Origin of the sequence: Exiguobacterium sp. N5 (genome assembly GCF_025842465.1) — a bacterium.
GTDB lineage: Bacteria > Bacillota > Bacilli > Exiguobacteriales > Exiguobacteriaceae > Exiguobacterium > Exiguobacterium profundum.
Map to the genome: position 1 here is coordinate 1 of NZ_JAPAEP010000002.1, position 21,251 is coordinate 21,251.

Here is a 21,251-nt window from a genome sequence, read left to right on the forward strand (position 1 = left end):
GTTTAAATGGTGGGCCTAAGTGGACTCGAACCACCGACCTCACGCTTATCAGGCGTGCGCTCTAACCGGCTGAGCTATAGGCCCATAAAAAAGAATGGTGCACCCTGAGAGATTCGAACTCCCGGCCTTTAGATTCGTAGTCTAACGCTCTATCCAGCTGAGCTAAGGGTGCATATGGTGCGGTCGAGAGGACTTGAACCTCCACGGTGTTAACCACCACTAGGCCCTCAACCTAGCGCGTCTACCGATTCCGCCACGACCGCAGCGTATAAAGTTAAAAAAGAAAATGGTGAGTCATGCAGGGCTCGAACCTGCGACCCTCTGATTAAAAGTCAGATGCTCTACCAACTGAGCTAATGACTCAAATAAAAAGCTGGGCTGGAAGGGATCGAACCTTCGCATGTCGGAATCAAAATCCGATGCCTTACCACTTGGCTACAGCCCAACGTAAATGGCGGTCTTGACGGGATTCGAACCCGCGATCTCCTGCGTGACAGGCAGGCATGTTAACCCCTACACCACAAGACCAGATTACGTTTTTATTTGAAATGGTGGAGGATGACGGGATCGAACCGCCGACCCCCTGCTTGTAAGGCAGGTGCTCTCCCAGCTGAGCTAATCCTCCATATATGGTGACCCGTACGGGATTCGAACCCGTGTTACCGCCGTGAAAGGGCGGTGTCTTAACCGCTTGACCAACGGGCCAGTGTATGTGTCTTCTAAGTAATTTTAAGTGGCGGAGACGGAGGGATTCGAACCCTCGCACCGGTTTCCCAGCCTACTCCCTTAGCAGGGGAGCCCCTTATAGCCTCTTGGGTACGTCTCCAAAATAAAATGGCTCCGCAAGTAGGATTTGAACCTACGACCTACCGGTTAACAGCCGGTTGCTCTACCACTGAGCTATTGCGGAACGTTGCTTGAAATTATCGAAGTAACGATTTATATTGTAACCGCAAACCAGAAACCTGTCAATCACTTTCTTAGAAAAACGTTTATTTTGCGTGCCGTCTCTCGGCGACTTCTATAAGATATCACGGCACAAAAAGACCGTCAACACTTTTTCTAAAAAAAATCAGGTAAAATGAAAAACATTTTACCTGATACGAGTTTCTTCTTATTTAACGCTCGGTGCAAGCATCGTTAAACTAATCCGTCCACGATTCACATCGACTTGTTCGATCCACACGGTCACGATGTCACCAACCGCCACGACATCTAATGGATGCTTCACGTATCGATTCGATAATTTCGAAATGTGGACCAAACCATCCTGTTTCACCCCAATGTCAACGAACGCACCAAAATCAATGACGTTTCGGACGGTTCCTTGGAATTCCATACCGACTTGAAGGTCTTCGAGACTCATGACGTCCGTGCGTAGTAATGGTTTCTGGATATCTTCTCGCGGGTCACGCCCTGGTTTGGCTAATGACTTCAAAATGTCTTCAACTGTCAGAAGCCCCGCCTCTAGTTCTTCACTCAAGGCTTTAGCGTCGACTTGTTGCAATCGTTCTCGAAGCGCAGCCGTACCGACCTCTGATTTTGAAGATCCGATCTCTTTTAAAATGGATAACGCGAGCGGATAGCTTTCTGGGTGAATCTCTGTCTGGTCGAGAACGTCCTTCCCGTTCATGATCCGTAAGAATCCAGCTGCCTGTTCAAACGCCTTCGCTCCAAGGCGAGGTACTTTCTTAATTTCCTTTCTCGTTTCAAAGCGTCCATTCTCCTCACGATATGCCACAATATTTTTCGCCGTCGTTTTATTGAGTCCCGAGACGTACGTCAATAAAGACTCGGAAGCACGGTTCACATCGATCCCGACCATATTGACCACGCTCTCGACGACGAACTCTAAAGAGGCCTTCAGTTTATTCTGGCTGACGTCATGCTGATATTGTCCGACACCGACTGATTGCGGGTCGACTTTGACGAGTTCCGCCATCGCGTCCTGAATTCGGCGTGCAATCGAAACGGCTGAACGTTCCTCAACTTTCAAATCCGGGAATTCACTTCGTGCGACTTCCGATGCCGAGTAGACACTTGCCCCCGCTTCGTTCACAATCGCGTAAGCAATATCACGTTCCGCTTTCTTCAACCAGTCGGCGACGAATTGTTCCGTCTCCCGTGAGGCGGTTCCGTTTCCGACGACGATAACCGAGATTGGATATTTCTTCGCGAGTCTCGTCAGTACTTTTTCAGCGCCGGCGATATCATGTTTCGGTGCCGTCGGATAGAAGACGCCGACCTCTTCGACTTTTCCGATTTCATTGACGACTGCCCATTTACAACCAGTTCGATAAGCCGGGTCGATCCCTAAGACGACGACCTCTCGAAGTGGCGGTTGCATATAAAGTTGTTTCAAGTTTTTCGAGAAGACATCGATCGCCTGCTCTTCTGCCTTTTCTGTCAGCTCACCACGAATCTCTCGTTCGATGGCGGGGAAGACCGACTTCTTGTATGCCTCCGTCACAGCTGCCTCGACAACCTCACGCTTTTCTTTCGGAAGTCGTTCGTATGTACGGAGGGCTTGATCCATGAAGCGCGACTCGTCAAACACCACCTTCACTTGGAGCACGTCCGTGCGTTCCCCACGGTTCAAGGCGAGTACACGGTGCGGGACAATGCCAGCAATCTTCTCTTCATATTCATAATACTGCGCAAAAATCTCTTTTTCGTCTTCCGCTTGTTTTTTCTTCTTCGAGCGCAAGAGTCCTTCTTTTCGTACACGATCGCGAAGCATCTGGCGCAGTTTCGCTTCTTCGCCCCATTCTTCACCGATGATCGCATGAACGAGCGGCAACGCTTCCTCTACCTCGACGTCTTGAGAAAGTTCTTTTACCTTGTCCAAAGAATAGGGTGATTTGTCCCGGAACCAGTCCGCAAGCGGCTGCAGTCCTTTCTCACGTCCCTGTTCTGCTTTCGTGCGTCGTTTTGGACGATAGGGCAAGTAGATGTCTTCCACTTGTTGAAGGGTTGTCGCCGCCTCTAACGCTTTCGTTAGTTCAGGCGTGTTTTTTTCCAACTCTTCTAATTTAGCCAGGACATCCGCCTTGCGTTTTTGCAGGCTCTCTTCATATTGAAGAGCATCCAAGATTCCTTTAATTTCAACTTCGTCCAAATTCCCCGTCATTTCCTTCCGATAACGGGCCATGAACGGTATCGTTGCCCCTTCAGATGCGAGCTGCTGAACCGTCTCGACTTGGTTCACTTTCAAGTTTAACGCGTTAGCCACTTTCGTAATCACTTGAATCACTTCCTTTTTTGATCTCTTTCAAAGTGTAGCAAACATTCAAACAAAAAAGCGATGACTCGATTAGTCATCGCTTAAGAATACTTCATTGAGTGGGACCTTGATGGCTTCACGCAGCTTTTCGAGTGCTCGTCGTTGCAAACGGGACACATGCATCTGCGAGATTCCAAGAAGTTCTCCTGTCTCTTTTTGACTCATATTCTTATAGTAGGCGCATTCCAAGATGGCGCGTTCACGCTCGTTTAAGACATTGAATGCCTTTTCTAGAATGAGACGCTGGTCGACCGATTCATACCCGCGCTCTTGGCTACCGACCAAGTCGAGTAATGTGACCGTACTACCTTCGTTATCCGCTTCGATTGAACTATCAACCGACAAGGCTTGATAACTTTTGCCCATCTCGAGCGTTTCGAGAATTTCTTCATCGGACACGCCAAGGTGGTCGGCAATCTCATCGATTCGTGGCGAACGTTGTAATTCGGTCGTCAACTCTTCGACCGTCTTTTTAATCTTTGGTCCGAGTTCTTTGATTCGACGCGGTACGTGGACACTCCACGTCTTGTCGCGAATAAATCGTTTGATTTCGCCGATGATGGTCGGGACAGCAAACGACTCGAAGCTACGACCAAATTCCGGGTCAAATCGACGAAGTGCCGCCAGTAACCCAATCATCCCAACTTGCACAAGATCGTCGTGAATCGCACGGCCACGCGAAAATTTACGCGCGAGTGCTTCAACGAGGTCAGAATAGCGGTTGATGAGGAGCATTTGCACTTCTTCGTTTTGATCGTCTTGTTGATAGCGTTCAATCCACTCTAGTACCTCGTCATCACTGTGATGGCGTTGTTGAGATTTTGCTGGCACTCTGATCCACCTCGTCCCTATTGAGGAGTTTTGTCATCGTCACTTTGACACCGTTGTCTTTATTGATCGAGACATCGTCCATTAATGCTTCGATCAAGAAGAGACCAAGTCCTCCTTCATGGAGCGATTCAATTTCGGTCGTCTCTTCGACCGGAGCGGCTTGACGCTTCACATCATCTGCGAACGTCTTGCCGGAATCCTCAATCGTGATTTCAAGACGATCTGCATAGACGCCACAAGCGAGTTTGACCTCTCCATCTTGATGATCGTCATAAGCATGTTGGACGGCGTTGCCACATGCTTCCGAGACCGCGATTTTAATATCTTCGATCTCGTCGTACGTATATCCCATACGGTTAGCGATTCCTGAAACGACTAATCGAACCACACCGACATATTCGGGTTTGGCCGGGAACGTCATGACCGTCTGTTCAACATTGTTCATTGCGTGCCACCTCTTACGTTCGAATTAATAGAAAGAAGTTTGTGAAGACCCGTCAATTCGAATAGACGATTGACTCGGTCTGTGACTCCGACAAGTGACAACTCTTTTTCGTTGCGCGTGGCAATTTTTAATGCCCCGACGAACACGCCAAGACCTGTCGAATCCATATACTCCACTTCGTCTAAATGAACGACCACATCTTGTTCACTGATGGCCGGATGCAATACTTCTTTCAATTTTGGTGCAGTATATGTATCCACTTCTCCGGATACGTAAAGGTGTAATTGTTCTCCAATGACTTGCTCGCGAATCGCTAAATCCATCGTCTATTCCCTCCTAAATGTCCGTACAGAAAAATTGAGTACGATTAAATTAAATTCCCCTCTGACAAAATCTTAAACCACTTTTTAAAAAAAGTTTAAAAAAAGACCGATACCTATGTACCAGTCTTATCTATGTAAGGCTAGAGAGGGATTAATCCCATACTGATCTCTAGCGCTCTGTCCACTTTATGCATCGTCTCATCATCGAGATGAGTGACTTTATCCGTCAGACGACGCTTATCAATCGTTCGAATCTGTTCAAGCAAAATCACAGAGTCTCGTTCGAGTCCGTGCTTCTCTTGATATACTTCCACATGAGTCGGCAGTTTTGCTTTTTGAATCTGAGCTGTAATCGCAGCGACAATGACGGTCGGGCTAAAGCGATTGCCGATGTCGTTCTGTACGATGAGAACGGGTCGAACGCCACCTTGCTCTGAGCCGACTACGGGCGACAGATTCGCATAAAACACGTCACCACGCTTTACGATCACGCTGCTCACACCCCACTTACTTGACGTAAGAGAGCGTGTTCGGCTTCGGTTTCAATCATTAGCATCTCTTCTGCCATATTCAAGTTAAACGCGGCCATCTCTTGATAGCCTTTCGCCAATTCTTCACGCAGTGTTTGTTGTCGATCAGCAATTTCTTTAGACAAGTATGTCACTACATCGTTCAAGGACAGTGTTTCACGGTCTTTCATCGAAATCGGACCCCCTTGTTGCGAGAACCGATCTGGGACGGACGCTAGCGCACCCGCAGTTCGCTGCTTCAACATCTTACACCTCCAGAATCGTTTCATGGACTGGCGGAAATTCTCCCGCGTTCTTTATCAATATAACACGCGGGAATGGGAAAATATAGAGAAATCGAGAAAGAATTCAGATAATTTCACACGATTTATGATTCACACATAAAGACGAGGCAATCGGCTCGTGAATTGGCAAACGATCTCATAGTTGATCGTCCCAAGATATAAGGCGAGTTCATCAATGGCGACGTTTCCACCGACAAGGGTCACGTCCGTCCCGACCGGAAACTCTTTTGGAAGCCGGATCATGAAACGGTCCATACAGACGCGTCCCACGATCGGACAACGAATCCCATTGACCTCCACTTCAAACCCGCTCGCCTTTCGTAACCACCCGTCCGCATATCCGACTGGAACGGTACCAATCCATTCATCGGCTGACGTTGTATACGTTGCACCGTAACTGATGGTCTGACCTGCCTCTAGCCGCTTCACCTGCATGAGCTGACTTTTTAGCGTGAAGGCCGGGCGCAGGAACGAATAGAACGTCTCCATCTCATGTGACGGATATAACCCATAGAGCGCGATGCCGACACGAACCAGATTATAAGGAACATCTTGTCCGGCCATTCGGATCGCACCGGCCGAGTTCGACGTATGGATATAGCGGAACCGCTCGTGGAGCCCATCCATCAAACGCTCGAACCGCTCTTGCTGTGTATAATACAGATCGCTGTCGAGTTCATCCGCCGTTGCGAAGTGGGTATAGATTCCTTCCACCACAAACAAATCGGTCGCTTCTTCAAGTAAGGCATCTAATTGTTCACGGGTGCGCAACCCGAGACGCCCCATCCCGGTATCGACTTTGATATGAACCGTCAACGGCTTTTCTTCTATATATGGAGCTGCCTCTCGTAACCATTCAGCAGAAAATACGGACAACGTGATCTCCTGTTCTGCCGCTACTCCGGCATATTCAGGGAATTGCGCTTCCATGACGAGAATCGGTGCTTCGATTCCCGCATCGCGGAGTTCGAGCGCTTCCTCGAGTAACGCGACCCCGAGCATCGTCGCTCCGTTCTCAAGGGCAATTTTCGCCACTTCGACGGCCCCGTGTCCGTAGGCGTTCGCTTTGACGACTGCCATGAGGTCCTGCGGAATTCGTTTCGTTAATTCTTTTATATTATGGGCGATGGACGCCCGATCAATCTCGATTCGACTAGGACGAAACATGGTGTCCCTCCTCTTCTAAGATGACTTGTGCGATGGCGTATGTTTGACTATGGCTGATGCTGACATGAATCTTCCCCGTAAACGGTGCGGTCATGACAGGTCGACCCGTCTCATCCGGTAAAATTTCAATATGACGCCACGATAACCCGTGTGCGATGCCAGTCCCGATTGCCTTGGCGTAAGCTTCTTTTGCAGCAAAGCGACCCGAGACAAACTCGATTTGACGCGGGAGCGGATACTGTTGAGACAATTCATATTCCGCATCGGTGAGCAGCCGTTTTAAAAAACGTGGTTGTTTCATCGAGCGAGCCATCCGATCAAGCTCGACGATATCGACTCCAATTCCTACAATCACGGGACACTCGCTCCTTTCCTTTTCTCCCCGTTTCCTTATACAATTGAGGAAAGAGGTGATGTTATGTTTAGTCGTACGGAAAATGTTCAAACGTTTGTACGGGCATATCCACTCGTAACGCTGTTCATTGTAATCCAACTCCTTGTGTTTGTCATCGATTCTTTCGCACCTGGTTTACGAATCGTGGCGACGGGAGGGTCGTTCCATTTGGCACTCGCGGACGGACAATGGTACCGCTTGGTCACGGCCAACTTCATTCATTTGAGTCTCGGTCACTTGCTGTTCAATTCGTTCGCGCTGATCATCTTCGGACCGGCGATGGAGCGAATGGTCGGACACGTGAAATTTGCCTTGTTTTATGTATTCGCCGGAGCGCTCGCCAACCTGTTCACGTACTTCACTGTCAGCAACTTGTTTTATCTCCAGGCCGGGGCGTCAGGCGCCATCTTGGCCATTCTCGGATTCTACGTATTCATCGGTCGTTTCCGTCGCACGTTGATGTACAGCCAAGATGCCCGCTTGGTCTACATCTTCGTCGCCATCAGCGCTGTCTTCACATTGATTGGTTCGAACGTTTCCCTTTGGGGGCATGTGTACGGATTCTTGGCAGGATTCTTACTTGCCATCCCACTCTCACGTTTCACCGTCCCGTATACGCGCCCGATGCGCTACGGGAAGTATAAGCAACGTTCGTACGCGCCACCCGTCATTCATTCCGGGGACGGAAAGTGGTTTTTCTACATCATCATCGGACTGGCCATCTTCGGATTATTGGCACAGTTCTTATAAGTAAGGAAACAAAAAACGGCCAAGCGGATTCGCTTGGTCGTTTGATTAGATTTGATTTTTATGACGAGCCTCTTGAAGCGCATCGACTAAGTCTTTCACGTCTTCGACGAGGTTTTGAATCGTATCTTGGTTTTCTTCGTAAAGCGATTTCCATTCCATGACACGGTCTTTCAAGTTGCCTTTCGATGACGCTTGTAGACCGACCGCATGTGCCTCAGTCGACGTGTTCGATGATTTCAACTTCGACTTGATGCCTTTCAGTTGTCTCACTTGTTGATCGCGCGTTTCGCTATGGAGAAGTGATGCTGCTGCGCCGATTACCGCACCCGCAGCCATCCCCAACCAGAAATAATTCTTGTTCATAAAAATCCTCCCCTAACATGACGTTATCTTTTATTATAGATTATCTGACTCACTGACGACATAGTGTTTTATGACGGGACCTGCACCGCGCTGTTCGACCGCTCGCTTCAAGCGGTCTTCAAGGATTGCATAGTCCGCCGTATCACGAAAGTGTTTCCCACCAGACGTGAACTGAATAAAGACGACGGCATGATTATCATCCGGGTCGACACCTAATCGGTATGCCGAAAACCCATCATGACTGACACCGAGTGGCGCCTTTTCCGTCAACAAGTGGTGAAACAACAGGGAGCGGGCATTCTCATCTGCCGGAACGTTCGCGTATAAAATGTTCCCTTTTTTCACAAATTCGCCCGACGCCTCTTCAATCTCAAACACTTTACCGCTCTTGAACGGAGACTTCTCTCCTTCTGCGAGCAAAATCGTTTCGTGTCCATTCGCCGCGATGACGCCTGGCTCCTTTCGAAGACGCTCCGCCACGCTGCCTGACGCAAAAGTCATATAGAGCTTAGACAAGTTCCTCACACCCTTTCGCGAGTGTGATGTCTTTCTCCGTAATGCCCCCTTCGTCATGGGTCGAGACGGTCAATGTCACGTTCCGATATTCAATCAAGATGTTCGGATGATGATCGAGCGATTCAGCCAAATCTGCTACAAGATGCACGAACTGAATGGCCTCCGGAAATGTTTCCAGCCGATACGTCTTTTGAATCTCCCCGTTCACTTCTTCCCAACCGTTCAACCGTGACAGTTCCTCTGTCAATTCACTTTGCGATAATACCATCGTCACAATCCCCTTTCCCTATACAGTCTACTGTCTTAATCTACCCAAACCGAAGAAAAATAATCTTCCGTGCATGATGTATAATGAATTAGAATGAGATGGATAGCCATCATTTTCATTACGAGAGAGGAGCATCTCCCATGCGCGCATTGATTGTTATTGATTATACATTTGATTTTATCGCAGACAGTGGTCGTTTGACTTGTGGGAAACCCGGGCAAGAGATTGAAGAACGGATCGTCGAATTGATCGGGACATTCGCAACGGATGACTATGTCGTCATCGCGAACGACGTCCATGATGCAGGTGACACGTTCCACCCTGAAACGACGTTGTTCCCACCGCACAATATCCGCGAGACAGAGGGCCGTGAGTTGTACGGTTCTGTGAAGGAAGCTGCGAAACAGGCAGACCACTGGATTGATAAGACACGTTATAGTGCCTTTGCCGGAACTGACCTTGACCTGCGTCTTCGGGAACGCGGAATCACAGAAGTTCATCTCGTCGGTGTCTGCACGGATATTTGTGTACTCCATACAGCCGTAGATGCCTACAACCTCGGTTATCAAATCATCGTCCATGCCGATGCCGTTCAAAGCTTCAACCCGGTCGGCCATGAATGGGCGCTCGAACATTTCGTCACAACACTCGGTGCGACAGTCGTCGGAAAGTGACGTAAAACAGAAAGGAAATCATATGTTACATCGTAATTTAGCCCTTCACACAGATCTTTATCTTCCACGTTGGATGTATATTTACTGGAAGCAAGGTCGCCATAATGAAAAGGTCGTCTTCGACCTTTACTATCGCTCGAATCCATTTAGTGGTGGTTATGTCGTCTTCGCCGGACTCGAGAATATCGTTCACTACTTAGAGAACGTCTCCTTTACGGAGGCGGACATCACCTATTTGAAAGAGCAACTCGGATTCGAAGATGAATTCGAAGACGTCTTACGGAACTTTAAGTTCACTGGTTCACTATATAGTGTTCGCGAAGGAGAAGTCATCTTCCCACATGAACAAGTCGTTCGGATTGAATCGACCATCTTTGAAGCGAAACTGTTCCAAACGGCGCTACTCAATATCGCGAACCATGAATCACTCATCGCCACGAAGTATGCCCGGATTCGTCAGGCTGCTCCGAACGAGACACTCCTTGAAGGAGGAGCTCGTCGCGCGCAAGGTGTCGATGCGGCTTACTACGGAACACGTGCGGCTTACATCGCTGGTTTTGATGTGACAAGTCTCGTGTCAGCCGGTCGTGACTTTGATGTCCCGACAGGAGGAACGATGGAGCATGCTGATATTCAGTTCCACGATGATGAATTGAGCGCATTCCGTTCATTCGCTGAAATGTATCCGGACAACACGAGCCTTCTCATCGACACGTATGACACACTCAAGTCTGGTCTGCCGAATGCGATTACGGTCGCAAAAGAGCTCGAGGCGAAGGGCCATCGTCTCAAGTCAGTACGACTCGACTCTGGAGACCTCGCCTACTTGTCGAAGCGTGCCCGGAAAGCGTTGAATGAAGCAGGGCTCGACTACGTCAAAATCGTCGTCTCTGGGGATTTGGATGAGTATGTCATCCAGGACTTACGGATGCAAGGCGCAGAGGCCGATACGTTCCTCGTTGGGACACGTGGCATCACGGCTTACGAGCAGCCGGCACTCGGTATGGTCTATAAACTCGTCGCGCGTGAGGATGAATCCGGGGAATTAAAACCGGTCATCAAAGTATCTTCTTCCAAGGTGAAGACGACGACTCCTCACAAGAAAGAGTTGTATCGCATCATCGACAACGAAACGAAAAAGTTCAAAGGCGACTATATCGCCCTCGCCGATGAACCGGTCGAATCTTACACCGAGATCGACTTGATTGACGTCCGTGACCCGGCCTTCAAGATCAAGACACGTAACTTCAACGTGAAACGCTTGTTGCAACCAATCTTCCTTGATGGGAAACGCGTATACGACCTTCCAAGCACAAGTGAGATTCGTGCATATCATCACGAGCAGATGAACGGATTGTGGGAAGAGTACAAGCGTCTTCGTTTACCGGAAGTGTATTCGGTGACGTTCAGCAAGCCACTATGGGATTTAAAACTCGATATGATTCGCAAAACGCGGGTACCAAAATAAAAAAACGGCTGTGGGTGCATACCCACAGCCGTTTTTTTATACCATCGTCATCTCGCCTGCTTGGCTTTGATCTTCTTTTCTCCGAAAGTAAAGCGCCATCGACAAAGAGAGCAATATCAAGACAAAATAGACGGTCCGTTGCCAAAACGTCGCTTCGGTGTCTCCTTGGAACAACGCAATGATATAATCGCTCCCACTGACTAAAAACAATCCGGCAAGCAAGAGAAAGATCCGATAGCCGGCCCGACTCCGCTCCCGTTTCACTTTGAAGAAAAGGACACCATAATAGACGATTGCGAGAATCGTCACATACCCGATTACGCCAACAACCCAACTCATCTTGATGCCTCCCTCACTCTCTATTTTTCTGTTTCTTCCCCGTTATCTTAACACATTCTATTCCTCAGACTGTGTTAAGATGGTCTAAAGAAAACGCGGAAAGGAACGATCCCATGAAAACGTTTCGCCTCGTCCAAGTCCGACTCGTCCAAGACGAATACGGCAATGAACTGAATTTACCGATCGATTTACTCGATGGGTTAATCATCTCGAAGGAGCACGATTCAGAGTGGCTCCTCGAAATGCTCGTGCCGACCGAGTCGGCTGTCACGCTCCATCATTACTTAAACAAACGCATCCTCATCCTCGCTGAAGCCGTCATCACGTCGCCAACGAACGCCCCGGCTGCACTCGCTTTGACGTTCACGAGCGAGCGGGCCTTGAACGACCATCATACGTTCGTCGCTGAAGGACTCATGTTGATGCCGAAACAAGACGCGACGAAGCAAGTACTCGATTCGTTGATTCAAGATGGCGTCGCCACTTCGAATTTAAAGCCCGCCTTCTTCGAGAAAAAAGTCGAAATGCAACAATCGTTCAGTCGCTCCGCTTTCAATCAATTGGTCAAAACCGGGTCATTCGAATAATCGGATGACCTGTTTTTCTTTCCCCAAAACCATTCACCTTTCAAACTAAAAAGACGGAGAAACATCTCCGCCTCACACGTAGATAAAGAATAGGATGATCATCATCGTCATCCCGATCACTTTTAAGAGCGTGCTGCCGAGAAAGGCGAGAACGGTGCCGACGCCGATGCTCCACGCTTCACGTGTCGTCTTCCCGAGTGTCAACTCCGCCAAGAAAGCGAAGATGAACGGGAAAATCAAAACCCCGACGAGCGGGAAAATAAACGGTCCCGCAATCAAGCCGATTGTCGCACCCCATTTCGCTCGCTCCGAACCACCCCGTTTATCCACCGTAGCCCGGGTGACGACATAGTCGACGCCGAATAAGAAGACGAGGAAGATCGATTGCCATACCCAGAATGTCCAGGTCAATGGTTCAAACGAAAAACCGAATCCATAAATCATGTATCCGATGAACAAGAACAAGACACTCGGGATGACTGGATAGATGAGTCCTGCAAAAGCGACCACAAATGATGCGATAATGAATACCCATAGTAAGGTCGTCATGACATTCTCCTCATTTCATAATGGTCGGATCGGTGATATGGTCAGCCACGTTGACCGCCTTCACTTCAAACTGACCTTGTTGATGGATGATATAGTTCGAGCAGGCGTTTCGCATGGCGTGACGGAACGTATATGTCCCATCGATGGCAGAAAGCGCCGCTTTGATTGCATGGGAATGGCAGACGACAACGATGCGCTTCCCTGGATACGTATCCACCAAATGTTTCATTCCTTCTAAGACCCGGCTACGCATCTCGTCTTCTGTTTCGAGACCAGGAATCCGCTCCTGGTCATCTGCTTGGACCGCCTCGTAAATTCCTTTCACGGGTTGCCCGGATGCCGTTCCGAATTCACGTTCAATGAAACGTTCATCTAGCAGAATCGCTTTATGTTCGATACCACACGCTGTTGCGATTGCTTGTGCGGTGTGAACCGCACGTGACAGGGGACTCGATACGATGACGTCCCATTCCTCTTGACTCAAAAAAGCTGCACTCTCCTCTGCCTGTTGACGTCCGAGTGCATTCAACGGGTTATCTTCACGCCCTTGAATAATTTCTAAACGATTCCAATCGGTCTGACCGTGTCTGACTAAACATAACTCTGTCACTACTTCCACTCCTTACTCTTTCAATCATCCCCCATCGTACCATCTTCCTTAAAAATCGCAACGTCATCCGAGACATTCTTCAATAAAACGATTGATTCGGGCCATGAGTTGCTCTTCTTTGATTGGATTATCCGATTGGAGGAAGCTCGCAAGCGAGTGGGTTCCATTTGGAAATGAGATGAGTTGAACGTTCGCACCGACATCACTCGCATGTTCGACGAAGTGAAGCGCTTGGCCGAACGGGACAATCGGATCTTTCTTCCCGTGTAGCAGTAAAATCGGCGGGGCATCGGCGTATAGATGGGAGACCGGGGAGCATTTTACCATCAACTCACGCCATTCCTCGCGGCTTCCTTCATAGAACTTTAAATGGGCGAGCCACGTCTGGATGAATTTGAACAATAAAAAGTTCGTCGGTGGATACAAGGCGATGACCCCTTTAATCGTCGGGAGGTCGTCTCCCAAATCACCTGCAAATTGTCGATGACGGTCGAGCGCAGTCGCAAGCATGAGCGCAGCGCCTGCTGAATCCCCCCAAACGAGCAATTGACTCGTGTCTAGCGTCAATAACGATTCATGTTGTTTCAAATAGCACAGTGCATCTGAGACATCAAAAATATTATCGGGGAAGTACACCCCGTCTTCAAATAAGCGATAATCGATGCTGACGACAGCGATTCCTTTCCCCAAAAAGTGGTCAAGCAATGGATGAAACAGGGTCACCATACTCCGATTCCCTCTGACGAACGCTCCCCCATGTGCATATACCGCTACGGGGAACGGCCCTTCTCCAGGGGGGAGATACAAATCAAATTGGAGCGGACGATCGTGAACAATTTTATACGTGTACGTGTGGCGCCGGCGTGTTGTCGGTTGAATCGGCAACTCGGGTTCTTGCCATCTGACAAGGGACCCATATTGACTCCACACGCTAGCCCCGGCTGCCGTCGCCGCAGCAATCGCCGCACCCCCGACAAACCAGGCAGTCTCCTTTCTCATACAATCCACTCCTCGTTCCTTTTTTTAATCATATTCCCGCTTTTTTCAAAAATCTATCCATCAGAAGTCGGACTTGACGTGCTCCGAAGCTCACACTATAATATTACTCGCAGTCATAAAACGTAACAGTTACGATTTAATATTCAGATAACTTGAAAGGTGGAAGATGGAAGATGAAGAAAACTTGGTTAGGCGCAGTCGCAGCCGGTACGCTTTTACTTGGTGCGTGTGGAAATACCGAAGGAGATAACGCATCTGAATCGACAGATGGTCAACTGACCGTCTTCGCTTCAACGTTTGCATTAAAATCATTAGCCGAAGAAATCGGTGGGGACCGCGTCAACGTGGAGATGGTCATTCCACCTGGGGCTGATCCGCATACGTATGAGCCAACTTCAAAGCAAATGACACAAATCGCAGAAGCCGACCTCTTTTTGACGATTGGTCATGACCTTGAACCTTACGTCGAGTCTATGGAGAAGAGTTTAGATGGTCAGAACGTCGCCTTCGTCAAAACAGCCGAGAACGTGAAGTTACTTGATGCGGCGGATACCGTCCATGTCCATGATGAGGAAGGACATACTGAAGACGAACATGCTCACGAAGAAGGAGACGGTCATAGTCACGGTCAATACGATCCCCACGTCTGGCTCGACCCGATGAATGCTGTATCAATGGCAGAAGCGGTCGAAGCCGCATTCAGTGAGAAAGCACCCGACTATAAAGACGAGTTCGCAGAACGGTTAAGCACTTTCAAAGACGAAGCAAACGATCTCGACGCGGAATTGAAGGCAGCCGTCGAGAACGGTTCAAAATCCGAGTTACTCGTGACGCATGCCGCATATGGTTATTTGGCTAAACGTTACGGATTTGACCAATTACCAATCGCGGGACTTACACCGTCTGAAGAGCCGTCACAACAAGCTCTCAAACGGATCATCGAGGAAGCCCGTCTCCACGACTTGAACTATATCGCATTCGAAGACACGGTCACACCAAAAGTGGCCGAAGTCGTGAAACAAGAGATCGGCGCAGAGAGCGTGACGATCTATAACTTGGAATCGGTCACGAAAGAACAGATGGACAAGAGCTACTTCGACTTGATGCGTGAAAACGTCAAGGCACTTGAGACAGCGTTGAAATAATCAAAATCCCGAAACGAGTCACCTCGCTTCGGGATTTTATTATGCTTCTATTCGTCGGTCTAACATCTTCATCGTGACGAGAAGCAGGAGCAATAGCGATACGATGACGCTCATCATCCAGAAGTCCCCGTCCATGAAGAATGATCGTGTCCACTCTCCTGTACTCAGTCCTAACCACGCTTGACTGACACCAACGCCAATCAGTGCGATTGCACCAAAACGAACCCATGTCATCTGTGGAACGAATCGTTTGCTGACCACATAACTATTCAATACTAAAAGACCGACATACGCGATAAGAAGGACGTTCCAAACTGTATCGAATAGCACCGGTGCCACCCCTCCCGTCACAGCATACCCCCACGTCATGAAGAATACGATGAATGAGATGAGTGTGATGCGATAAAGCGGCTTGATTTTCGTTTGATACGCAAGAAACGGATTGATGATTATCCCGAGCCAGATGAGTGTGCCGAACACATCCATGAGCAAATCCCCTTTATACCATTTATTAACAGTATACCATGGGAATTCACTTTCATTCATAATAAATCAAGACGAATTCTTCCTGGGACGAAGCGATCTCACAAAACTGTTGCAACCGGGTCCAATCTTCCCAAATCATCTCGAATTCATCTTTTGCAACGAATGCCATGTCTTTCACATCATCTCGCCCGAACGCATGCAACGTATCTTTGACGATATGAAGTAACTGCGGGGTCAAGATACCGACCACGACCGCCTGCGCCTCATTGACAATCAACTCTTCGCCGACGAGCGCCATTTCCATGTTATACGTGTCGGCCCCGTCGATATATACCTCGATTTGACTAAGTACGCGTTGAAACGGTTCCACATTCGGAAGCGTCAGCGTATCGTCCCGATCCCGATATTGCTCATGCATATGAATCAACCAGTCTAAAATCATCTCCGGATCCTGATTAAATGACACCCAAACTTCTGGGGAAACACGTACATAATGCGTCGTCTCCATACATGAACGCCCCCTTTTTATGACATTACCCGTCTTATATATGTAAAAAAACCGCCTACTTGAATTCGTAGACGGTTCCTTATATCAAGAACGACTTGTTCCTGTTTGTTGTTCCTCTGTTTCGCTTTCCCAAGCTTCGATGTATTCACGACCAGGAAGATTTTCAACCGAGTCGACATAGAAAACTGGGTCTTCTCCTTCGCGTCGCTGTGCCAAGTAGTCATCGAGAACGGCGCGAGCCACTTTCGCCAAGCGGAAGATGGCATATAAGTTCACGAGTGCCATGAGACCCATGAACACGTCAGCAATCGACCAAACAAGGCCGGCAGAGCGGACCGCACCAAACAAGACCATGCCGACAACACCGATGCGATAGAGCGTGACATAGATTTTCTTATCCGAGATGAACTGGATGTTCGTCTCACCGTAGTAATAGTTTCCAAGAATCGAACTGAACGCAAATAGGAAAATCGCAATTGTCAAGAACGATGTAGCGACCGAACCGATTTCTGCTGTCAACGCGGCTTGCGTCAATTCGACACCCGCAAACGACTCTGAACCGGCTACGCCTGAAATCAAGATGATCATCGCTGTCGATGTACAAACGAGCAATGTATCGACAAATACGCTAAACGATTGAATCAATCCTTGTTTGACAGGGTGCGATACTTCCGCTGTCGCAGCGGCGTTCGGTGCAGAACCCATACCCGCTTCGTTCGAGAAGAGACCTCGACGAATCCCTTGAAGTACCATGGCGCCAATCGCCCCTCCGAAGAGTTGCTCAATTCCGAGGACTCCTTCTGAGAAGATGAGGCTGAAGACGTCTGGTAGAAGGGAAACGTTCGTCACCATAATCCAAATCGCGAGTAAGATGTAGCCACCTGCCATGACCGGTACGATGATACTCGACAAGAGTGCGATCGATTGGATCCCACCGAAGACGACAATGGCCGTCACAATCGCGAGGACAATCCCGACGACTGTTGTGCTGATCCCGAACTGGTTACTCACAGAGAGTGAGATCGTGTTCGACTGTACCGAGTTGAACGCAAATCCGAATGAGAACGTGATCAAAATCGCGAACAAGACACCTAGCCAACGTTGGCCGAGCGCACGCTCCATATAGTAGGCAGGTCCCCCACGCCATGTGCGTCCATCACGAATCTTGTACACTTGTGCCAACGTACTTTCGACGAATGCAGATGCTGCCCCAATCAATGCAATGAGCCACATCCAGAAAACTGCTCCTGGGCCACCTAGCGCAATCGCTGTCGCCACACCGGCAATGTTTCCTGTCCCTACACGAGCTGCCGTTCCGATTGCGAAAGCTTGGAACGAAGACACTTGGCCTTTTTCACGTGCTGTGCCCTCTTTGAACAAGAGGCGGAACATTTCAGGAATCATGCGGAACTGAACGAAGCCCATACGAACTGTAAAATAAAGACCTAAAGCAACAAGTACAACGATGAGCACTTGCGACCACAACAAATCGTTCGCTTGCGAAACGAGTTTCTCTACCAATTTCTCCATACTAATCCTCCATCATTCTAAAAATCTCAACAGAAAAAGTCATGTCAACTTTCTTAACATGACTTGAATTATAGGTAAATTATACGGAAATTGCAATATTAATTCGTTTTTTCAACATCATCTCGGTTCTTTCTAAAAGCAAAAAAACGAGCCGGAGAGCGCATCGCAATCCGACTCGTTCTATATTTCATTTAGATAAAGAGGTTTAAATTTCCGCCTTCTGCTGCGCCGAGATAAGCCGCCACGCCACCAAGGTCGACCCCGTCAATCAACTCTTCTTCTTTGATGCCCATGACATCCATTGACATCGTGCAAGCTACCATTTTCACGCCTGCTTCTTGCGCTGACTTAATCATTTCTTCGACAGAAGGAACGTTCTTATCGCTCATGACTTTCTTCATCATTTTTTGACCAACACCACCGAAATTCATGTTCGAAAGTGGCAATTCGCCTGCATGTCCTGGCATCATCATGCCGAACATTTTCTCAAGACCTTGCTTTTTCACTTCCGGTGCGTCCGGTTTGCGGATGACATTGAGTCCCCAGAATGTGAAGAACATCGTCACTTCTTTCCCCATCGCGGCAGCACCTTGCGCAATGATGAGGGATGCGAGTGCGCGGTCGAGATCTCCGCTGAAGACGACCATTGATGCACCGTCTCCTGCTGGTGCGCCCGCTTGTGGTGCAGCCGGACCTTGTCCTTTTTGAAGGATGGCTTCAACGCGTCCGTTAACGAATTGTTTCGAGACGAGTTTGTTGCCTGTCTTCTTCGCCCATGCTTCGATATCTGCGAAGAATCCTGGGTCACTTGCGAGAACGCGGAGCGTTTCGCCTTCCCCGAGTTCTGCGACTTTCTTATTTACTTCTAAAATAGGTCCCGGGCATTGTAGACCACATGTGTCTAACATGACCGCTTCCCCGATTGGTGCATTTGTCATTTGTGTTGGCTCCTCTTCTACAACGGTAGCCGCTGTTTCATTTGATGTGTTCGCTTCTTCAAGCGCCTCGAAATCACGATTGATTTGCGACCACGTCTTGTAGCCACCGCTCAAGTTTTTCACCTTGAAGCCGTTTTGACGTAAGATGCGTGATGCGAGATAGCCACGAAGACCGACTTGGCACGTCACGTAAATCGTTTCATTCCGGTCGTAGTTGTCCAAGTTTTCTCGTAATGAGTTGAGTGGCACATTGATCGATCCTGGAATCTTTCCGAGTTCATGCTCCGATTCATCGCGAACGTCTAGTAACGTCGCTCCGTTTTCCACGAGCTCATCGATTTCATCCCAATGTACGACTTCATTGTCACCGAGGACGACGTTCGACGCGACATACCCGATCATATTGACCGGATCTTTCGCAGAACTGAACGGTGGTGCATAACTGAGCTCAAGGTCAGGTAGATCGAGGACCGTCAAACCACCCTTCATAGCTGTCGCAATGACGTCGATGCGTTTATCGACTCCATTGATTCCGACACCTTGCGCACCATAGATTTCACCCGTTGTCGGGTGGAACAAGAGTTTAAGCGACACAGGTGTCGATCCTGGATAATAACCAGCATGCGAACCTGGATGTACGTGAACAGCCTCATACGTCTTGCCAGCCGCCTTCAACCGTTTTTCATTCCATCCTGTCGATGCGACCGTCATATCAAATACTTTGACGATTCCCGTTCCCATCGTTCCGTTATATTTCACGTCACGACCGTTAATGATATCGGCAACGAGACGGCCTTGACGGTTCGCTGGCCATGCGAGTGGCACGACAGTTGGCTCTTGGAAGACATAGTCGAGTACTTCGACCGCGTCCCCGATCGCGTAAATCGACGGGTCAGATGTCATCATTTTTTCGTTTACTCGGATTGCCCCGCGCGTACCTGTTTCAAGTCCTGCTTCACGCGCAATCGTCGACTCTGGTGTAACCCCGATCGACATGATGACCATATCTGTATCGATGACACGACCGCTCGTCAAATGCACCTTCTTCCCTTTTTCAGAGAATGAAGAAACACCATCAGACAATTGAAGCTCGACGCCGTGAAGACGTAAGTGTTCATGGATCGGCGCCACCATCTCACGATCGAGTGGTGTCATGACTTGGTCTGCCATCTCGACGAGCGTCACCTCAACGCCACGCTCACGTAAGTTTTCTGCCATCTCGATCCCGATAAAGCCTCCACCGATTACAGTCGCATGCTTTGGTGCCTTGTCATCGACGTAGCCACGGATTTTATCTGTATCTGGAATGTTGCGAAGCGTGAAGATGTCTTCTGCCTCGTCGATTCCAGGGATGTTTGGACGAATCGGTTTCGCTCCCGGTGACAAGATGAGGACGTCGTATGACTCGTCATACGTTTCGCCTGTTTGGACGTGTTTCACCGTCACCGTTTTCTCGTCACGGTTGATTTTGACGACTTCCGTCAAATTGCGGATATCGAGTTGGAAACGCTTGTTCATCCCTTCAACAGTTTGAACGAGGAGTTTTTGACGGTCTTGGATAACGTCCCCGATATAATATGGAAGACCACAGTTCGCGAACGAGATGTACTCTCCACGGTCGAACATGACGATGTGATTCTCTTCATTCAAACGACGGAGTCGTGCAGCTGCAGATGCACCACCTGCCACCCCACCGACGATTACGATTTTTTTACTCATTGTCCATTTCCTCCTCTGACGACTTCTCCTGGCCAACTCATCAAGCCATCTTCTATATTGACCACTTTATAGCCTTTCGCCTCCATTTGCCAAGTCGCTTGCGTGCTACGCGCACCTGAGCGGCAAAGAACGACATATTCTTCAGCTGGATCGAGCGTGTCGATCCACTCTGTCATTTCGGATAACGGATAGTTTTTCGCGCCTTCAATATGTGCTTCTTGAAACTCGTCACGTTCTCGGACGTCGACGATATTTACAGGCACTTCAAAGTCCATTTGACGTTTTAAAGCGGATGCTTTCATCGTTGATCTACCTTTCTTTTTTCAATTCGATTTATACCATTCGGCTTGGTTGCTGGCATTCAACAAGTTTGTGATTTGTTGAACATTTCGCTTCCACGTCATTAATATACCCCCTTAGGTATTTAATTGCAAGAAATAAGTTTTACGAAATGTCGAATTTTTCAACATCATCCATTTGGATAGTTGATGCTCGACACATACTCCCCCATGTATTAAGATGAGCCTACACAATAAATAGTTGGG

General features: G+C 48.7%; 25 protein-coding genes and 10 tRNA genes. 5 read left to right on the forward strand and 30 right to left on the reverse strand.

Features of this window, described 5'->3' with window-relative positions:
- Positions 1-7 precede the first annotated feature (7 nt).
- The 18 genes from OKS35_RS10765 to acpS all read right to left on the reverse strand — a co-directional run bounded on the left by OKS35_RS10765 (position 8) and on the right by acpS (position 7,218).
- A tRNA-Ile gene (locus tag OKS35_RS10765) sits at positions 8-84 on the reverse strand.
- 11 nt (positions 85-95) lie between these two features.
- A tRNA-Arg gene (locus OKS35_RS10770) sits at positions 96-172 on the reverse strand.
- 3 nt (positions 173-175) lie between these two features.
- Positions 176-263: transfer RNA gene (locus tag OKS35_RS10775), tRNA-Leu, on the reverse strand.
- A 24-nt stretch (positions 264-287) separates the two neighbouring features.
- Positions 288-363: transfer RNA gene (locus OKS35_RS10780), tRNA-Lys, on the reverse strand.
- Positions 364-373: 10 nt separating this feature from the next.
- A tRNA-Gln gene (locus tag OKS35_RS10785) sits at positions 374-445 on the reverse strand.
- Between the two features lie 7 nt (positions 446-452).
- Positions 453-528 (reverse strand) — tRNA-Asp (locus OKS35_RS10790).
- Positions 529-549: 21 nt separating this feature from the next.
- Positions 550-625, reverse strand: a tRNA-Val gene (locus OKS35_RS10795).
- Positions 626-630: 5 nt separating this feature from the next.
- Positions 631-705, reverse strand: a tRNA-Glu gene (locus OKS35_RS10800).
- Between the two features lie 29 nt (positions 706-734).
- Positions 735-826: transfer RNA gene (locus tag OKS35_RS10805), tRNA-Ser, on the reverse strand.
- A gap of 9 nt (positions 827-835) precedes the next feature.
- A tRNA-Asn gene (locus OKS35_RS10810) sits at positions 836-910 on the reverse strand.
- Between the two features lie 204 nt (positions 911-1,114).
- Entirely contained in the window at positions 1,115-3,244 is a 2,130-nt protein-coding gene (locus OKS35_RS10815) for a Tex family protein (RefSeq protein ID WP_264093075.1), read from the reverse strand.
- Positions 3,245-3,313: 69 nt separating this feature from the next.
- On the reverse strand, positions 3,314-4,114 hold the full coding sequence (gene sigB, locus OKS35_RS10820; protein ID WP_214691287.1) for an RNA polymerase sigma factor SigB: 801 nt from the start codon (positions 4,112-4,114) through the stop codon (positions 3,314-3,316).
- The gene (gene rsbW / locus OKS35_RS10825) at positions 4,080-4,559 is read right to left on the reverse strand and encodes an anti-sigma B factor RsbW (protein WP_015880559.1); all 480 of its coding nucleotides are present in this window, start codon (positions 4,557-4,559) and stop codon (positions 4,080-4,082) included. The genes sigB and rsbW overlap by 35 nt, the downstream gene beginning before the upstream one ends.
- Entirely contained in the window at positions 4,556-4,882 is a 327-nt protein-coding gene (locus OKS35_RS10830) for an STAS domain-containing protein (RefSeq protein ID WP_015880558.1), read from the reverse strand. The genes rsbW and OKS35_RS10830 overlap by 4 nt, the downstream gene beginning before the upstream one ends.
- A 140-nt stretch (positions 4,883-5,022) precedes the next feature.
- Complete coding sequence (locus tag OKS35_RS10835; RefSeq protein WP_026824472.1) at positions 5,023-5,373, reverse strand: type II toxin-antitoxin system PemK/MazF family toxin; 351 nt, start codon at positions 5,371-5,373, stop codon at positions 5,023-5,025.
- A 5-nt stretch (positions 5,374-5,378) separates the two neighbouring features.
- Positions 5,379-5,657, reverse strand: a complete 279-nt coding sequence (locus OKS35_RS10840; protein ID WP_074034853.1) for a hypothetical protein — start codon at positions 5,655-5,657, stop codon at positions 5,379-5,381.
- A 129-nt stretch (positions 5,658-5,786) separates the two neighbouring features.
- The gene (gene alr, locus OKS35_RS10845; RefSeq protein ID WP_264093076.1) at positions 5,787-6,863 is read right to left on the reverse strand and encodes an alanine racemase; all 1,077 of its coding nucleotides are present in this window, start codon (positions 6,861-6,863) and stop codon (positions 5,787-5,789) included.
- Positions 6,850-7,218, reverse strand: a complete 369-nt coding sequence (gene acpS / locus OKS35_RS10850; protein ID WP_074034857.1) for a holo-ACP synthase — start codon at positions 7,216-7,218, stop codon at positions 6,850-6,852. The genes alr and acpS overlap by 14 nt, the downstream gene beginning before the upstream one ends.
- 63 nt (positions 7,219-7,281) lie before the next feature.
- Here acpS and OKS35_RS10855 point away from each other — a divergent pair, with 63 nt between their 5' ends.
- Positions 7,282-8,007, forward strand: a complete 726-nt coding sequence (locus OKS35_RS10855; protein WP_264093077.1) for a rhomboid family intramembrane serine protease — start codon at positions 7,282-7,284, stop codon at positions 8,005-8,007.
- Positions 8,008-8,052: 45 nt separating this feature from the next.
- On the opposite strand, the gene OKS35_RS10860 is transcribed toward OKS35_RS10855, so the two are convergent.
- Genes OKS35_RS10860 through OKS35_RS10870 form a run of 3 tightly spaced genes read right to left on the reverse strand, consistent with a single transcriptional unit; the run spans position 8,053 to position 9,154 of the window.
- Entirely contained in the window at positions 8,053-8,370 is a 318-nt protein-coding gene (locus tag OKS35_RS10860; protein ID WP_015880545.1) for a hypothetical protein, read from the reverse strand.
- Between the two features lie 33 nt (positions 8,371-8,403).
- Entirely contained in the window at positions 8,404-8,886 is a 483-nt protein-coding gene (locus OKS35_RS10865; RefSeq protein ID WP_230235411.1) for a hypothetical protein, read from the reverse strand.
- Positions 8,879-9,154 carry a 4a-hydroxytetrahydrobiopterin dehydratase gene (locus OKS35_RS10870; protein ID WP_078146155.1) on the reverse strand — a complete coding sequence of 92 codons (276 nt, stop codon included), beginning with the start codon at positions 9,152-9,154 and terminating at the stop codon, positions 8,879-8,881. The genes OKS35_RS10865 and OKS35_RS10870 overlap by 8 nt, the downstream gene beginning before the upstream one ends.
- A 140-nt stretch (positions 9,155-9,294) precedes the next feature.
- On the opposite strand from OKS35_RS10870, the gene OKS35_RS10875 reads away from it, so the two are divergent.
- Both OKS35_RS10875 and OKS35_RS10880 read left to right on the forward strand, forming a co-directional pair.
- Positions 9,295-9,828, forward strand: coding sequence for a cysteine hydrolase family protein (locus OKS35_RS10875; RefSeq protein WP_264093078.1), 534 nt, complete (start codon positions 9,295-9,297; stop codon positions 9,826-9,828).
- Between the two features lie 22 nt (positions 9,829-9,850).
- Positions 9,851-11,296 carry a nicotinate phosphoribosyltransferase gene (locus OKS35_RS10880; RefSeq protein WP_078146154.1) on the forward strand — a complete coding sequence of 482 codons (1,446 nt, stop codon included), beginning with the start codon at positions 9,851-9,853 and terminating at the stop codon, positions 11,294-11,296.
- A 36-nt stretch (positions 11,297-11,332) separates the two neighbouring features.
- On the opposite strand, the gene OKS35_RS10885 is transcribed toward OKS35_RS10880, so the two are convergent.
- Positions 11,333-11,635 carry a 7TM diverse intracellular signaling domain-containing protein gene (locus tag OKS35_RS10885; RefSeq protein ID WP_031424443.1) on the reverse strand — a complete coding sequence of 101 codons (303 nt, stop codon included), beginning with the start codon at positions 11,633-11,635 and terminating at the stop codon, positions 11,333-11,335.
- A 113-nt stretch (positions 11,636-11,748) separates the two neighbouring features.
- On the opposite strand from OKS35_RS10885, the gene OKS35_RS10890 reads away from it, so the two are divergent.
- A complete protein-coding gene (locus tag OKS35_RS10890) occupies positions 11,749-12,222 on the forward strand; it encodes a YwpF-like family protein (protein WP_031424441.1) in 474 nt (157 codons plus the stop codon).
- 72 nt (positions 12,223-12,294) lie between these two features.
- Here OKS35_RS10890 and OKS35_RS10895 read toward each other — a convergent pair whose 3' ends face one another.
- From OKS35_RS10895 to OKS35_RS10905, 3 genes are all read right to left on the reverse strand, one after another.
- On the reverse strand, positions 12,295-12,771 hold the full coding sequence (locus OKS35_RS10895) for a DUF456 domain-containing protein (protein WP_214784182.1): 477 nt from the start codon (positions 12,769-12,771) through the stop codon (positions 12,295-12,297).
- A gap of 10 nt (positions 12,772-12,781) precedes the next feature.
- A complete protein-coding gene (locus tag OKS35_RS10900; RefSeq protein ID WP_264093080.1) occupies positions 12,782-13,381 on the reverse strand; it encodes a histidine phosphatase family protein in 600 nt (199 codons plus the stop codon).
- Positions 13,382-13,444: 63 nt separating this feature from the next.
- Positions 13,445-14,380 carry an alpha/beta hydrolase gene (locus tag OKS35_RS10905; protein WP_074034886.1) on the reverse strand — a complete coding sequence of 312 codons (936 nt, stop codon included), beginning with the start codon at positions 14,378-14,380 and terminating at the stop codon, positions 13,445-13,447.
- Between the two features lie 173 nt (positions 14,381-14,553).
- On the opposite strand from OKS35_RS10905, the gene OKS35_RS10910 reads away from it, so the two are divergent.
- Positions 14,554-15,525: a metal ABC transporter solute-binding protein, Zn/Mn family gene (locus tag OKS35_RS10910; RefSeq protein ID WP_264093081.1), complete on the forward strand. Its 972-nt coding sequence runs from the start codon at positions 14,554-14,556 to the stop codon at positions 15,523-15,525.
- A 39-nt stretch (positions 15,526-15,564) separates the two neighbouring features.
- Here OKS35_RS10910 and OKS35_RS10915 read toward each other — a convergent pair whose 3' ends face one another.
- From OKS35_RS10915 to OKS35_RS10935, 5 genes are all read right to left on the reverse strand, one after another.
- Positions 15,565-16,011: a hypothetical protein gene (locus OKS35_RS10915; RefSeq protein WP_214784188.1), complete on the reverse strand. Its 447-nt coding sequence runs from the start codon at positions 16,009-16,011 to the stop codon at positions 15,565-15,567.
- A 52-nt stretch (positions 16,012-16,063) separates the two neighbouring features.
- Positions 16,064-16,519, reverse strand: a complete 456-nt coding sequence (locus OKS35_RS10920; protein ID WP_214685157.1) for a hypothetical protein — start codon at positions 16,517-16,519, stop codon at positions 16,064-16,066.
- A gap of 84 nt (positions 16,520-16,603) precedes the next feature.
- Positions 16,604-18,049, reverse strand: coding sequence for an alanine/glycine:cation symporter family protein (locus OKS35_RS10925; protein WP_159563369.1), 1,446 nt, complete (start codon positions 18,047-18,049; stop codon positions 16,604-16,606).
- A gap of 191 nt (positions 18,050-18,240) precedes the next feature.
- Positions 18,241-20,706 (reverse strand): CoA-disulfide reductase, encoded by a 2,466-nt coding sequence (locus tag OKS35_RS10930; protein WP_264093082.1) that lies wholly within the window; start codon positions 20,704-20,706, stop codon positions 18,241-18,243.
- Positions 20,703-21,008: a rhodanese-like domain-containing protein gene (locus OKS35_RS10935; RefSeq protein ID WP_015880530.1), complete on the reverse strand. Its 306-nt coding sequence runs from the start codon at positions 21,006-21,008 to the stop codon at positions 20,703-20,705. The genes OKS35_RS10930 and OKS35_RS10935 overlap by 4 nt, the downstream gene beginning before the upstream one ends.
- Positions 21,009-21,251: the final 243 nt, after the last annotated feature.